The following is a 13,142-nucleotide window of genomic DNA, read 5'->3' on the forward strand; positions in this document are numbered from 1 at the left end:
GTCACCGGGCCGACGCTACGTCAGACGTACGGCGCCGGCGCCAGGGGGCCGTTCCCGGGCCGGGAGCCGGCGGCTTCCGGCCCGGGAACTGGTCAGGCGTCTCGGCGGCGCAGCAGATACAGACCGGTCAGGTGGGCGGCAAGTGTCCATGCGAGCAGCACGAGGAGCGCTGTGGCGGGGCTGTACGGGGTGCCGGCGCCACCACGCATCAAGATGTCGCCGGCACTGTGCGGCAACCAGTCGTTGATCGCGAGCAGGACCGGGCCGCCGAGGCCGACGAGCATGCTCGGCAGGGCCCACAGCAGTGCGAGGAGCACGGTCAGCGCCCCGGCCGCGTGCCGGGTGGCGAAGGAGACGCCCACCGTCATGACGGCGATGAGGGCGTAGTAGACGCCGACGGCCACCACCTGGCCCGCCGTCTCGCCGGCGTCGAACGAGGCGTGGCCGGAGAACGGGCCCCACGCGACGGCCGTTCCCAGTGCGGTGAAGACCGTGCCGGCGGTGAAGAAGACCAGCGCGGTGACCAGTGCCTTGGCGAGCTGGACGCGGTGCCGTACCGGTACCCACAGCAGTGACGAGCTCATGCTGGTGGTCGTGTACTCACTGGTGACGGTAAGCATGGCCAGGACGACCACGGCGAACTGGACGAGGACCGTGGAGGAGATCGCCGCGTGGCCGACCGGCTGGACGGGATGGTCGTTGATCCGCGCGATCGAGCCGTAGTAGAAGGTGAACACGCCGGTCGCGACAAGACCCGCCACGAGACAGACGTACGGGGCGCGCACCGACCACAGTTTGGCCCACTCGGCGGCGACAGCACCGCGGAACGGACCGCCGTACGGCGGACGGCCGGACTGCGGACCGCCGGACGGCGCACCGCCGGACGGCCGGCCAGCGGCGGCGTGATCGGAAGCGACCGCAGCTCCATGGGCTGAGGTGTCGGTCGTCTTGTCGGCCGTCATCGCGTCTCCCCGCCCGTCTGTCCGGCCAAGCGGCCGGGTCCCTGCCCGCGTTCGCGTTCGCCTTCGCGTTCGCTGTTCGGCGCCGAACCGGCTCCGGGCCGTTGCCCCGTCCCGTGGGGGTCGTCGTTCCGTGCGCCCGTCGCGTACTCGACGCTGCGAGCCGTGAGGTCCATGTACGCCTGCTCCAGGGACACATGGACGTCGCTGAGCTGATGCAGCCGGACGCCGCAGTGGTGGGCGAGGTCGCCGACCTGCCTGGCGGTCCGCCCCGTGACGACGATCTCGTCCCGGTCCGCCGTGTCGACGGTCACGGTGACGTTCGCGCTGTCCGCCGCCAGGCGGCGTACCAGGACGGCCCGCTCCTCAGGATCCGGTACGCCAACCCGTACGACCGCGCGGGAGCTGCCCGTGAGGAAGTCCGCCATGGACGTGTCGGCGAGCAGCCTTCCCCGGCCGATGATCACGAGGTGGTCGGCCGTCAACTGCATCTCGCTCATCAGATGGCTGGAGAGGAACACCGTGCGGCCCTGTGCGGCCTGGGTCCGGACGAGGTCTCGCATCCAGCGCACGCCGTCGGGGTCGAGGCCGTTGACCGGCTCGTCCAGGATCAGAGTGGACGGGTCGCCGAGGAGCGCCCCGGCCACGCCCAGCCGCTGGGACATGCCGAGCGAGTACGTCCCGGCACGGCGCCGTGCCGCCTTGGCGAGGCCCACGGTCTCCAGCACCTCGTCCACGCGGCGTGTGGGGATGCCGTTGCTGCGGGCCTGTGCGATCAGGTGACTGCGGGCCGAGCGTGCCGGGTGCAGCGCCTTCGCGTCCAGCAGTGCCCCGACCTCGCGGACCGGGTGCCGCAGGGCGGTGTAGGGCCTGCCGTTGATGAGTGCCCTGCCCCGCGAGGGGTGATCCAGGCCGAGGATCATCCTCATCGTGGTGGATTTCCCGGCCCCGTTGGGGCCGAGGAAGCCGGTCACCTTTCCTTCCTTGACGTCCAGTGTCAGGTCGTTCACGGCGACGGTCTCGCCGTAGCGCTTGCTGAGCCCTCTCAGGGTGATCACACCGGTTCCCTCTGTTCCTTCTGCCTGTGTGCTGCCGGACTGTTCGGTGGTGCTTCCGTGGTGCTTCCGTGGTGCGGCAACGACGCTAAGAGGGCCGTCTCGGGGCGGCACATGGGCCGATCGTCAGGTCCTTCCTTCCCTTCGTCAGGGGTGCCGCTGCGCCCCCGGGCGTATTCGGCCGGGAGTCCGGCCGCGCGGCCCGGCCGGGGCCGTACGCTCGCCGTGTGGAAGAGACGACACCAGGCCAACGGCCGGTCCGCGTCCTCGTGGCGGACGACGAGACGATGGTCCGGGCCGGCATCCGGGCCATCCTGGCCAGGGACCCGCGCACGGACGTGGTCGCCGAGGCGGCCGACGGGGCCGAGGCGGTTTCCCTGGCGCGCCGCCACCAACCCGACGTGGTCCTCATGGACATCCAGATGCCGGGCCTCGACGGAATCGCGGCGGCGGCCCGCATCCACCAGGCAGTGCCGGCAACCGGCGTGGTGATGCTGACGACGTTCGGGGAGGACCACTTCATCCAGCGGGCTCTGGAGGAAGGCGCCAGCGGCTTCCTGCTCAAGGCGGACGACCCCCGGGAACTGCTGAACGGCGTGCAGGCCGTGGCCTCGGGCGGGGCCTACCTGTCGCCGAGGGTCGCCGCCCGCGTCATCGCCGGTCTGCGCGCGCACCGGGCCGCCCGGCCCCGACGCCCGCTCAAGCACCTGACAGGCCGGGAACGCGACGTGCTCGCCGGCCTCGGCGCGGGCCTGTCCAACGCGGAGATCGCGGCAGAGCTGCACCTCGTCGAGGGCACCGTGAAAGCCCATGTCAGCGCCGTCCTGGCGAAGCTCGGCGCACGCAACCGCGTAGAGGCCGCCATCGCGGCGCACGAGGCCGGCCTCGTCACCCGCGATGCTTAGCGCCTGCCTTCCCCCGCCCTGCCAGGGGAGTCGCCGCGCGGGCTGCCCGGTGGACACCCCTTCGTGCACGGCGTCCCGCTAGTGGTCCTCGACTCGGGCGACGCCGCTCAGGGGCGGGAACGGTGGTAGTGGCGGCGGGCGCGATCCCGGTTGCCGCAGTCGCTGGAGCTGCACCAGCGGCGCGTGCCGCTGCGGCTGCGGTCCAGGAAGAACCATCCGCAGCCCGGGCCCTCGCAGCGCCTGATCCGCTTGACGAGCGGACTCGCGAGGAGTTCGTCGGCCTGCAAGGCCAAGGCGTGGGCGAGGTCCGCGAACCCGGTCGCCCGGACGCGCCAGCGCAGCGGCAACTCCGGCGGCAGTGCGGCTTCCCGGCGAGCCGTCACGATCGACCGGCGCAGGATCTCCCACGGGGCGGACGGCAGGGGACCGTTGTCGATCAACGCGTCCAGCACGTCCCAGAGGGCGCTCCTCAGCGTCTCCAGGGCGGTGAGCTCGTACGAGGTGCGGGGCGAAGCCTCCCGCTCGCTCCCGTCGTTCCGTGCGTCCCCGTCATTCCGTTCGGTCCCATCGTTCCGTGCGTTCCCGTCGTGCCGTTCGTTCCGCGAGGCGAGGTCCAGTAGCGCCGTGGCCTCCTGGGCGGTGAACAACCCAACGCGGCCTGCCCAGCGGATCCACGCCTCGACGCCCTCCACGCGAGCGACGCGACGAGCGGGGTCCGTGCGCCACGCGACCGTGTTGGTGAAGTCGAGGACGGTGTGTCCGCCGACGAGGGCCACGCCCGCGTGGGTTGGGCGCGCTGTCGGTCCCGTGCCGGTCGTGTCCGGGGTTCTCTTCACCTCCACCACCCTAACCAAGACCCCCTAACAGGCTTACGCGCTTATGCCTGTTAGGTTGTGGTCATGCCCGATGAACTGCCCCTGCACGAGGACGCATTACCCCGACAACGCCTGCGCGCAGGACTGCGCGTCGGGTTCGCACTTGGGTCGGCCTCGTTCCTGCTGGCTGTGAGCTTCGGGGCGATTACGCAGTCCCAGGGATGGGCCGTGGCCGGCGCCGTCCTCTGCTCGATGGCCGTCTTCTCCGCTTCGGCGCAGTTCGCCCTCGTGTCGGCACTCGGTACGGGAGGTGGCGTGGCCTCGGCCGTCGTCGCCGCCGCCCTCGTCAACGCGCGCTTCCTGCCCATGGGAGTGGCAGTCTCCGGCGCCCTGCGCGGAGGTAGGTTGCGCCGCGCCGCGGAAGCCCAGGCGGTGGTGGACGGCTCCTGGGCCGCGGCGCACCTCGGGGGTGGCCGCTTCGATCGGCGGGTGCTCTTCGCCGCCAGTGCGGTCCAATGGGTCCTGTGGGTCGCGGGCACCGCACTCGGCGCGGTCCTGGCGCCCAGTCCGCACCTTCTGACGTCTCTCGGCCTGGACGTGGTGGCACCCGCCATGTTCATGTTCCTCCTGCTCGACGCGCCGGGCGCCGGGCGCCTGTACTGGACGACAGCGCTGCTGGGCGGAGCCATGGCCGCGGGGCTGTCCTTCTTCCTCCCCGCGGGGCCGGCGCTGATCGGCGCCGCCTGCGCCTCCCTTGCGGCCCTGACACGTCCCCTGCCGCAGAGTGAGCACCGCGGCGGTCCACGCCGGCGGCACACGAGCGATCAGCCCGGAACGGAGCCCACGCAGTGACCCCCTGGTCGGCCGTCGTAGCCGTCGCCATCCTCAGCTTCGCCCTCAAGGCCGCCGGCCCGACCGCGCTCGGTGAACGCGAACTGCCCCCACGCGCCCGGGCGGTGGTCGCGCTCATGGCCCCCGCCCTGCTGGCCGGGCTCGTCGTGGTCGACGTCGCCGGCGACGGATGGCGGACGGTGGACCCCGCCCTCCTGGCGGCCCTGACGGCGGTCCCGCTGCTCCGCTGGTGCAGACTGCCCATGCCTGCCGTCCTTGTCGGCGCGGCCGTGCTGGCAGCCGTCGTACGGAGACTGACCGCCTGACGCACATGTCCATCGCCCGATCCCTGGAAAGGAACATGAGTTCATGGACACCGCTGCACGCGGGCGGACCCGGGAGTCCCACGCCCGCGGTCTCCGCCTCTGGATCCCCCGATTCGTATACGCCGCCGCGGCGGCGCACATGCTCGTCGGCGTCATCGCCGCCCACCCCCACTGGAGCGGCATCGTCTCCGAAGGACTGTGGAATACCGTCCGCAACGACGACGAGGGCCGCATGATGGCCCTCTGGTTCATGGTCAGCGGCATGGCCTTCATCGGTCTCGGCCTCCTCGCCCGGCGGTCTGTGACGACCACCGGGACGCTGCCCGCCGAACTCGGGTGGATTCTGCTGGCGCTCGGGATACCGGTGTCGCTGCTGGAGCCGGTTTCCGGCGGCTGGTCGCTGATCGCCATCGGCCTGCTGGCGGTGCGGACCTCGCGGCGTGACCGTGCCGCTGGCCGGGATCACCAGGAGAGCTCCACCTGAGCGCAGACGGTCGCTGCCGCCCGCGGTCCGGGGACACTCCGTACGGGAGGAAGCAGCGGGCGAACCCCGCCCGGTTCATGTCCGGGAAGGGCCCGCGGGCTCGGCCCGCCGGACTCTGCGCGTGGCTACTCGTGGGTCGAGGGTGGCGCAGAGGCACAGCAGGAGGAGCACGACGGCCAGTTGCGCCAGGGCCGCGCCGTACACACCGATGGGTACGGTGGCGAGGACGGCGGCCGAGGTGGCGAGGCGGAGCCAGGGGCCGCCGAGGTGGAGGGTGCGGCGGAAGACGGCATGGCCGCACAGGTACAGGGCGATGCCGGCGGCGACGTACAGGGCGCCGGCCGTCGTGGCGTGGTCCAGGGGGTGGGCGGCCGCCTTCTTCACGCCCGCCGCGAAGGTGACGACGCCCAGCAGGAGCGGGATGTGGGCGTAGTTGTAGGCGTTGAGGGCGACGACGGCCCGCTGGGTGGCGCATTCGTGGAACAGCGCCTGTTCGGCCCGTTCGATGTCCACCCGGAAGTACACCCACCACAGGCAGGCGGCGACGCCCAGGGTCACCACGGCGACGGCGATCAGGGAAGCGTCGATGGGAAGGCCGGCCGCGCCCAGTGCGATCGCGATCAGTGACTCGCCCAGGGCGATGATGATGATCAATCCGTGGCGTTCGACGAAGTGCGCCGGACGGATGGTGAAGCCGGCGAGCCGGCCACCCAGCCGAGGGGCCGCCGCCTCGATGACCAGGGCGCCCAGCCACAGGGCGGACTGTGTCCTGCCGTGGGTGAAGGCGCCGACCATGACGAGCGCCGCTCCGGCGAGGTTGAAGGGCGCCAGTCGGGTGATCGCCCGGCTGGCCTCCGCGCTGCTGGTGCGGGAGAAGAGCCCGGCGTGGACCACCGTCACCAGCATGTAGCCGGCGGCGAAGACCTTCGCCCCGTCCCCTTCGTTGAACGCTTCGGGGAGGGCGAGTGCCATCGTCAGGAATCCGGCCATGGCGGCGAAGAGCAGGACGCGGCGCCGGTCCGTCGTCGGTGGCAGCTCGTTGGTCAGCCACACATAGCCGTTGAACATCCACCAGATGAGGCCGAACAGCAGAGCGGCGTGCACCACGCCACCGGCGTGCGGGTCCTCGACAAGGACGGTGGTCAACTGGCTGACGGTGAAGACGAAGACGAGGTCGAAGAACAGCTCGAGGGTGGAAACCCGGCCACGTTCAGCCTCGTGTTCGCTCATGCCGGCATGAGTACCACGCAAAAGGGGCCTATGGTCCGAATGGTGCGGTGTGGCGATGCGGGATACCCCTGAGCCACCCCTGGGCCACAACCGCGCGATCCAAGCCCCGCGCCGTCAGGAGCCGGGAACCGCGCGGCGGACGGCGGAGGCCAGGGCCGCACCGATGGCTTCGGAGCCGGCCGCATCGAGGTGGAGGGGCATGGCGGCGCGTGTGCGCAGCCATCCTTCGGTGAAGCGGTCGGTGGGTGCGGCGCAGATGTCGTGGCCGATTCCGAGGGTGTAGGTGTCGACGAACACCGCGCCGTGTTTCCGCGCGGTCTGCTTCAGCCGCTTGTCGAGGTGGTTGACCGTACCCTGGAGGTAGTCGGCATCGGTGTCCCAGATGGGCTGGCTGGGGAAGCAGCCGCCGGGGCGGATGATGTTGCCGTACCCGATGACGAACACCTTCGCGTGCGTGGCCCTGCGGTGAATGTCGTCCAGGGCCGCCGCGAACTTCGGGCTCCAGGCGTCGATGGCGGTCTTGACCTTGTCGGAGCCGCCTGCGGTGTTCTCGGCGGCGCAGCTCGCCCCGGCGGGCTTGGGGTCCAGGTTGACGCACTCAATGGCGGTGGTGACCAGTCCGACGTCCACTCCGCCGATGGTGACGCTGACGACGTCCGTGTCCGGTGAAAGGGCGCTGTTCTGGGCGGCGGTGCCCGGGTGTTGGGAGGTACGCAGGTCTGCGAGGGTGGCGGCGGAGCAACTGACGTCGGTCAGCCTGGCGCCCAGCGCCTTGGCGGCGGCGTGCGGTTAGTTGGCACGTGAGCGCAGGCAGAGCAGGTTGGACACGTCGGGCGGCGGCACGTGGGTGGCGGCGGCGAAGGAGTCACCGAGGGCGACGTACTCGAGGGGGTCGTCCGCGGCCGCGGAGGCGGCGGGCGCCGGGGGGAGGGTGGCGAGGGCTCCGGCGAGGAGGGGGCGACCAGGAAGCTGCGCGGGCTCGTTCTCTCTGAGGGCTCCGTTTGGGGAGGGTTTGAATCTGCCAGGGCTTTTGTCCGTTCTTATCACATGAGCCTTACGATGGGTCTGGTGACCTCCGGCCGTTGTGGGGAAGGACCCGAAGGCCCCCTCGGCTCAGGAGGCCGGCAGCCCGGTGATCGCGCGGCTCATGCGCTCGGTGACGCGGATGGCCGTTTCCGCGTCAGCGGAGCTCCCGCCACCGGCCGCCGGGACAGCGACGCGCGCGGCGAGCGTGACGGTACGCCCCTCCGTCGTTCGGGTGAACGCGACGGACCAGGCGGCGGGCGCCGCGTCGACGGAGGAGGCAGCACCGGCCTCCGCGCGGCCCGCCAGGGCCGCCGTACGGCCCGTCGTACCGCGGGGAGGCGCCGCTTCGAGGGCCGCCCGCAACTGTGCCGCCGTGTCCGGGGCGAGGACCCGGGCTCCTCGGGCGGCGGCGTTCCGCGGCTTCTCCACGCGGCCGTCCGAACGGACCACGTGGCTCACCATCCCGGGGGTGATCCGCTCGCCGCCGTTGGCCACGGCCGCGAGCACGCCGGCCATGACGAGAGGCGTGGCGGTGACACCACCGGTGCCGTTGCCGGCCGCGGCCAGCCGTTCCCCACCCAGCCGGCCCTCGGGCCACTCGCTCGGCACCGCGCGCAGCGGCACGTCCAACGGCGCGTCCTCGCCGAAGCCGAACGCCCGGGCCGTATCCGCGAGGGCGTCCTGCCCCAGGTCGACCGCCATGCGGGCGAACACGTTGTCGCACGCGTACCGCAGGGCGGTGCTGATGGAGGCGTTCTCGCAGTGGGCGGCGTCGCCCGACCAGACGGTCGAGCTCCCGGGCGGGGTGTAGCGGAGCGGGCTGCGGGTCGGGGCGGACACCGAGGACTGGAGGCCCTTCTCCAGGGCCGCCGCCGCCACGACGACGTGGAAGACCCGGCCCGGTGTCACGGCCTCCCTCAGCGCGCGGTTGCGCATCGGCTGGTCCTGGTCGTCGTGCAGTTCCTTCCACGCCTCCGCGTCATCCGTGCTGTAGCCGCTGAAGAGTGACGGATCGTACGAGGGAGTGCTCATCAGGGCCACGATGCGGTCGCTTCGCACGTCCACCGCCACGGCGGCGCCGGTGTTGCCCCCGAGCCCCTCGGCGGCGGCCCGCTGGACGGCCGGGTCGATGGTCGTCACCACGTCGCCGCGCAACTTCCCCTGGTGCAGCGGCCCCGCGCCCAGCACGTCGTCGTAAATGCTCTCCGGCCCCGCGCTCCCGAACGCCATGGACCGGTGTCCGGTGACGGCCGCGTACAGGTCGCCATCCTCGTACGTACGCCGGTACGGGACCTTCGCGTTCCCCGACGCCTCCGAGCCGGTGACCGCCCGGCCCCCGACCGGATGTTGCCGAGCCCCTCCTGGGACGGCAGGGACGCCGACGGCTTCCCGGCGCCCTGGGGCCGCGGCCCTTCGGCGTCCCCACCGGACGCGCAGCCGGACAGGGACGCGGCGCACAGGGCGAGCAGGACCACTACGGCGGCGGGGTACGGCTGGCAAACTCGGGCCCATGAGCGCGGACTTCACCGTACGCCGGGCCCGGCCCGCTGACGCGCGGCTCCTGGCCGAGCTGCGCTGGACCTTCAAGCAGGAGGACCACGAAGGGCGCCCACCGGCTCCCGCCCGGCCCCTTGAGGAGGCCGAGCGCTGGATCGGCGACCGGCTCAGGGATGGACGGTGGCTGGCCTGGGTCGCGGAGGCGGAACAGGACATCTGCGGCCACGTCTTCCTTTGTCCGGTGGAGCGGATTCCGGAGCCGTACGGCGACACCACCCCGGTCGGTTACGTGACGAACTTCTTCGTCACGCCGTCGCAACGCAACAGAGGCATCGGCTCGGCGCTCCTTGAAGCGCTGCAACGGCATGCGCGCGGCGCCGGATTCGACACCCTCGTCGTCTGGCCGTCCGAACGCAGCAGCCCCCTGTGGAGGCGGTCCGGTTTCGAATCCCCCGAGGAACTCCTGGAACTACCGCTCGTCCCCGGCGGGAACTCCTCACCTCGCACAACCGTCTTTCATGGCAAGGATGAACGACGGAAGTGAGCTGTCATGCAGGCGAACGACCCGACCACCATCGAGAGCACCCTGGCCGACGGCCGGCGTATGACGCTGTCGCTCCCGCCGACGGACGCGCAGTGGGCCGCTGACGGCATCAAGGCTCTGTGCCCCGTCCCGGCCACGCACACGGGCCGGGGAGAGGAGCCACCCGCCCTCCCGGCACGCCCCGCGCTCCCCCTGGAGATCGCCCTCCTGGGCATAGGGGCCTAACTCCGCAGCTCCTCCAGGCGCTTGAGGTCGTCGTGCACCGACTCCCGCTCCTGCTCGGTGAGGTGGACTGCGGCGGCCCTGGCGAGCATGGACGTCGCGGTCTCTTCGTCACCGAGGCGCCTGGCGACATCCGCACGGAGCGCGAGGAGGCGAAGCAACCGCACGGGCGTGGGCTGCTCGTCGTCCATGCGCAACACTCGGTCGATGATCTTCGCGGCGCCCGCCGGGTCGTCCCTCGAGTCCGCCAGGAGGGACGCGTGATGCAGGGCTCGGGAAAAGGTTTCCTTGGGTGCGGGCCGGTGGTGGTGGTCCTGACTCGTCGGCTGCCCGATGCGCAGGCAGTTGCCGCCCGGATCGGTTACCAGGAACTGCCGTACGCCGTGCGACGTGTCCTTCAGCGGCCCAATGCGGGGCAGGCCGCGGGTGGGGATTCTTCCGTACGCCGCCTTGAGCCGCGACCGGAAGACCTCGTGCAGGCCGTCGACGTCGTCGGTGCGGATGTAGCACGTGCTGTATGACTCCGTCGGTTCGTACTGCTTCATCCCGAAGAAGTGGAGCTGAATGCCTCCGCGCTCCACGACGGCGTACGGATTGGGGCTTCGCTGCTGGAAGGTCACCTCGAACCCGAGGACGGTGTAGAAGTCGAGAACGGGCTGGATGGTCCGGCACGGCAGCATTGGAATGGTCTTCTCACCCATGCCCGCCAGTCTAGTCAAAATTGAATAGTACTCCTAGCGGGCTTCGGCTTCCGCCAGGACGGCCCGGATCACGTGCCGGGCGTTGTTCGCCATCGCGGGGTTCGTCCTCCGGTAGTACGGCAGTGCCGTCAGCGCCTGGGAGAGCGTCCGGCCGCGGCCGCGGTTCCAGGTCGCGTCGTCCACCCCGAGCGCCTCGCGGAAGACGCCCCGCGCGCCGGCCGGCAGCAGGTTCCATGCCGGGAACAGGTCGCAGGCCGGGTCGCCCACGCCCATGCAGCCGAAGTCGATCACCGAGGTGAGCCTGCCGTCACGGTCCACCAGCAGGTTGCCCGGCATCAGATCGGCGTGCAGCCACACCGGTGGCCCGTCCCAGCCAGGGGTGCGCAGCGCGTCCTCCCACACGGCGGTCACGGCGTCGCAGTCGACGCCCTCCTCCGCAATCGCGCGCAGCTCCTCGATCGCCGCCCGGGTGGAGGCGTCGAACGAGGCGAGCGGACCGCCGCGGTAGGCCGCCGGCGCGTCCGGCAGGGTGATGCCCCGCATCGCCTCGACGAACGCGGCCAAGTCCCTGGCCAGCGTCACCGGTTCGCTCAGCGCCCCCGGCCTCGGGTTCTCCCCCGCCAGCCACCCGTACACCGACCACGGCCACGGATACCCCTCGGCGGGCTCCCCCGCCCCCAGCACCTCGGGAACGGTCATGGGCAGCCGGGACGCGAGGCGGGGCAGCCACTCCCGCTCCATCACCACGTCGTTGGCCCCGCCCTCCACCAGCGGCAGCCGTACGACCATGTCCTCGCCGAGCCGGTACATGGCGTTGACCGTGCCGCCGGACGCGAACCGCTCCACCGCCGGCCCCGCCCACTGCGGGAACTGCCCGGCGATCAGCCGCCGTACGAGGTCGTCGTCGATGGGGTGCGTGCCGGGGTGCATCTGCCCTGTGCTCATGGGGCTCCATCCGACCGTCCGACGCCGACGGGCGTCAAACGTTTTGCGGGCAACCTGGTCGCGCCGGTGTGTCAGTGGGGGTGACTACCGTAAGGGCCATGATCAACGCCGATGACGTCCGCCGGACCGCGATGTCCTTCCCCGAGACGGTGGAGAAGGAAGCATGGAGCATCCCCACCTTCCGGGTGGCCGGGAAGATGTATGTCACGATCCCCGACGACCAGACATCGTTCGCCGTGCGCTGCCCGAAGCACGAGCGGGCGGAGCTGATCGCGGCGGAGCCGGAGAAGTTCTGGGTGCCGCCGCACGAGGCGAGTTCGGCGTGGGTCCGGGTGCGCCTCGCCGCGCTGGAGGACCTGGACGAGCTGCGGGACATCCTCGTCGACTCCTGGAGACAGGCGGCGCCGGACAGGCTGGCCGAGGAACATCCGGAGCTGCGGCCGGGCGCGGGGAGCGGCGCGTGAGCGCCGACGGCCGGCGGCTCGCCGTCGGCCCGGGCGAGGACGCCGTATGCGTGGCGAGTCGCGGCGGCGCTCGGCCCTCGACCGGCGAGCGACGTCATCGGCCTCCCCGGCGGGGAACGCCCGCCGCGCCCGCCAGCCGGTTGAGGAGCGGTCCGGGGTCGGTGCCCTCCGGCAGGTCGCTGACCTGGCCGTCGCCCACCTCGACCACGCGCCAGGCACCGTCCTCGCGCAGGGCCAGGTCCGTTGTGACGAAGCGGCAGCCCAGGGCGGCGACCAGTGGGCGCACGAAGGCGGGGGCGGGTTGGGGCCGTAGCGCCGGGGAGTCGGGGTGGGCCGTGAGGAGGGCGGGGTCGCCGTCGACCCACCACAGGCGCGCCTCGCCGGCGGTGGTGCGGAAGTCCTCGAAGGCGCGCAGCACCACGCCTCCGGTGAGCGTGTCGCCCTGAAGCCCCACGAAACGGCTGACGACGGAGGCGAGGTGGTCCGTGTCCGTCACGTCGGGGACGAAGCACGCCTCGTGCCACTCGTGCTTGCGGGACTTCACATGGTCCTTGACGACGGCGGGGCCGCCGCCGAGTTCGGTGGCCGCGGCGGTGAGTTCGTTCCTGGCCGGGGGTGTGCCGGGCGCGGCGGGGAGCAGCACGCTGCGTGGGGTGACCGGTTCGAACGTCTCGTACCAGCCGGGAAGCTCGTGGGCCCGCTGGTAGTCCTGGGGTGAGGTCAGCAGGGTCACCCCGCGCTCGGCCAAGGCATCGGACAGGGCGCCGTACTGCCCGGCTGTGAGCATCCAGCCGCGGTACCAGGCCGTGCGGCGTCCCTTCGGGACCCGCGCCACGGCGGCGGTCACGTCTCCGGCCGTCAGGGCGTCGTGGTCGATGAGCGCGACCGGGTGGCCCAGGTCGCGAGCAGCGCGCGCCTCGGCCGCGAAGTGCCCGTCGGTCTGCCGTGGCCGGAGCGGGTCCGCGCAGTGGATGAACGTCGCCCCCATGTGCGGCACTCTATCCGTCGCGCCCAACTCACCACGGATCCTCACCGATCCGCGTCCGCGTCGGCGTCCGCGTCCGGAGTGCCCCACTGCGTGGCCGCCCCGCCAAGGTGCGAAGCCCGTGGCCGTCCGGCACCGTCGGGTGCCGGGCGG

The 13,142-nt window shown here is 71.8% G+C and carries 15 protein-coding genes and 1 pseudogene; 7 read left to right on the forward strand and 9 right to left on the reverse strand.

From position 1 onward, the window contains the following. Nucleotides 1-92 precede the first annotated feature (92 nt). Together AB0J57_RS00260 and AB0J57_RS00265 are read right to left on the reverse strand one after the other, a co-directional pair. Nucleotides 93-962: an ABC transporter permease gene (locus tag AB0J57_RS00260; protein WP_366125642.1), complete on the reverse strand. Its 870-nt coding sequence runs from the start codon at nt 960-962 to the stop codon at nt 93-95. Continuing rightward, nucleotides 959-2,017, reverse strand: a complete 1,059-nt coding sequence (locus AB0J57_RS00265; protein ID WP_366125643.1) for an ABC transporter ATP-binding protein — start codon at nt 2,015-2,017, stop codon at nt 959-961. Before AB0J57_RS00265 ends, AB0J57_RS00260 begins: the two co-directional genes overlap by 4 nt. Nucleotides 2,018-2,241: 224 nt before the next feature. On the opposite strand from AB0J57_RS00265, the gene AB0J57_RS00270 reads away from it, so the two are divergent. Next, complete coding sequence (locus tag AB0J57_RS00270) at nt 2,242-2,919, forward strand: response regulator transcription factor (protein WP_366125644.1); 678 nt, start codon at nt 2,242-2,244, stop codon at nt 2,917-2,919. A gap of 107 nt (nt 2,920-3,026) precedes the next feature. Here the strand turns inward: AB0J57_RS00270 and AB0J57_RS00275 are convergent, their stop codons facing one another. Then, nucleotides 3,027-3,755, reverse strand: a complete 729-nt coding sequence (locus AB0J57_RS00275; RefSeq protein WP_366125645.1) for a CGNR zinc finger domain-containing protein — start codon at nt 3,753-3,755, stop codon at nt 3,027-3,029. A 63-nt stretch (nt 3,756-3,818) separates the two neighbouring features. Here AB0J57_RS00275 and AB0J57_RS00280 point away from each other — a divergent pair, with 63 nt between their 5' ends. From AB0J57_RS00280 to AB0J57_RS00290, 3 genes are read left to right on the forward strand one after another with little or no spacing between them, the layout of a single operon-like run. Then, nucleotides 3,819-4,586 carry an AzlC family ABC transporter permease gene (locus tag AB0J57_RS00280; protein ID WP_366125646.1) on the forward strand — a complete coding sequence of 256 codons (768 nt, stop codon included), beginning with the start codon at nt 3,819-3,821 and terminating at the stop codon, nt 4,584-4,586. Next, a complete protein-coding gene (locus AB0J57_RS00285) occupies nt 4,583-4,891 on the forward strand; it encodes an AzlD domain-containing protein (protein WP_366125647.1) in 309 nt (102 codons plus the stop codon). Before AB0J57_RS00280 ends, AB0J57_RS00285 begins: the two co-directional genes overlap by 4 nt. 43 nt (nt 4,892-4,934) lie before the next feature. After that, entirely contained in the window at nt 4,935-5,375 is a 441-nt protein-coding gene (locus AB0J57_RS00290; protein ID WP_366125648.1) for a DUF6463 family protein, read from the forward strand. 75 nt (nt 5,376-5,450) lie between these two features. Here AB0J57_RS00290 and AB0J57_RS00295 read toward each other — a convergent pair whose 3' ends face one another. From AB0J57_RS00295 to AB0J57_RS00305, 3 genes and pseudogenes are all read right to left on the reverse strand, one after another. Beyond that, entirely contained in the window at nt 5,451-6,605 is a 1,155-nt protein-coding gene (locus AB0J57_RS00295; protein WP_366125649.1) for a low temperature requirement protein A, read from the reverse strand. A gap of 114 nt (nt 6,606-6,719) precedes the next feature. Next, nucleotides 6,720-7,376 (reverse strand): annotated as a pseudogene (locus AB0J57_RS00300) (SGNH/GDSL hydrolase family protein); the annotation flags it as partial. 342 nt (nt 7,377-7,718) lie between these two features. Further along, the gene (locus AB0J57_RS00305; RefSeq protein WP_366125650.1) at nt 7,719-8,861 is read right to left on the reverse strand and encodes a penicillin-binding transpeptidase domain-containing protein; all 1,143 of its coding nucleotides are present in this window, start codon (nt 8,859-8,861) and stop codon (nt 7,719-7,721) included. A 280-nt stretch (nt 8,862-9,141) separates the two neighbouring features. Here AB0J57_RS00305 and AB0J57_RS00310 point away from each other — a divergent pair, with 280 nt between their 5' ends. Together AB0J57_RS00310 and AB0J57_RS00315 are read left to right on the forward strand one after the other, a co-directional pair. Further along, on the forward strand, nt 9,142-9,672 hold the full coding sequence (locus AB0J57_RS00310) for a GNAT family N-acetyltransferase (protein ID WP_366125651.1): 531 nt from the start codon (nt 9,142-9,144) through the stop codon (nt 9,670-9,672). 6 nt (nt 9,673-9,678) lie between these two features. Next, nucleotides 9,679-9,897: a hypothetical protein gene (locus tag AB0J57_RS00315; protein WP_366125652.1), complete on the forward strand. Its 219-nt coding sequence runs from the start codon at nt 9,679-9,681 to the stop codon at nt 9,895-9,897. Here the strand turns inward: AB0J57_RS00315 and AB0J57_RS00320 are convergent. Continuing rightward, nucleotides 9,894-10,595: a VOC family protein gene (locus tag AB0J57_RS00320; RefSeq protein WP_366125653.1), complete on the reverse strand. Its 702-nt coding sequence runs from the start codon at nt 10,593-10,595 to the stop codon at nt 9,894-9,896. The two genes, AB0J57_RS00315 and AB0J57_RS00320, sit on opposite strands and share 4 nt — an antisense overlap. Nucleotides 10,596-10,628: 33 nt before the next feature. Then, complete coding sequence (locus AB0J57_RS00325) at nt 10,629-11,540, reverse strand: aminoglycoside phosphotransferase family protein (protein ID WP_366125654.1); 912 nt, start codon at nt 11,538-11,540, stop codon at nt 10,629-10,631. 98 nt (nt 11,541-11,638) lie between these two features. Between AB0J57_RS00325 and AB0J57_RS00330 the strand changes: the two genes are divergently transcribed. Beyond that, nucleotides 11,639-12,004, forward strand: coding sequence for an MmcQ/YjbR family DNA-binding protein (locus AB0J57_RS00330; RefSeq protein ID WP_366125655.1), 366 nt, complete (start codon nt 11,639-11,641; stop codon nt 12,002-12,004). Nucleotides 12,005-12,098: 94 nt separating this feature from the next. On the opposite strand, the gene AB0J57_RS00335 is transcribed toward AB0J57_RS00330, so the two are convergent. Beyond that, nucleotides 12,099-12,992 (reverse strand): ATP-grasp domain-containing protein, encoded by an 894-nt coding sequence (locus AB0J57_RS00335; protein WP_366125656.1) that lies wholly within the window; start codon nt 12,990-12,992, stop codon nt 12,099-12,101. Nucleotides 12,993-13,142: the final 150 nt, after the last annotated feature.

Source organism: Streptomyces sp. NPDC049837 (assembly GCF_040674455.1).
Classification (GTDB): domain Bacteria; phylum Actinomycetota; class Actinomycetes; order Streptomycetales; family Streptomycetaceae; genus Streptomyces.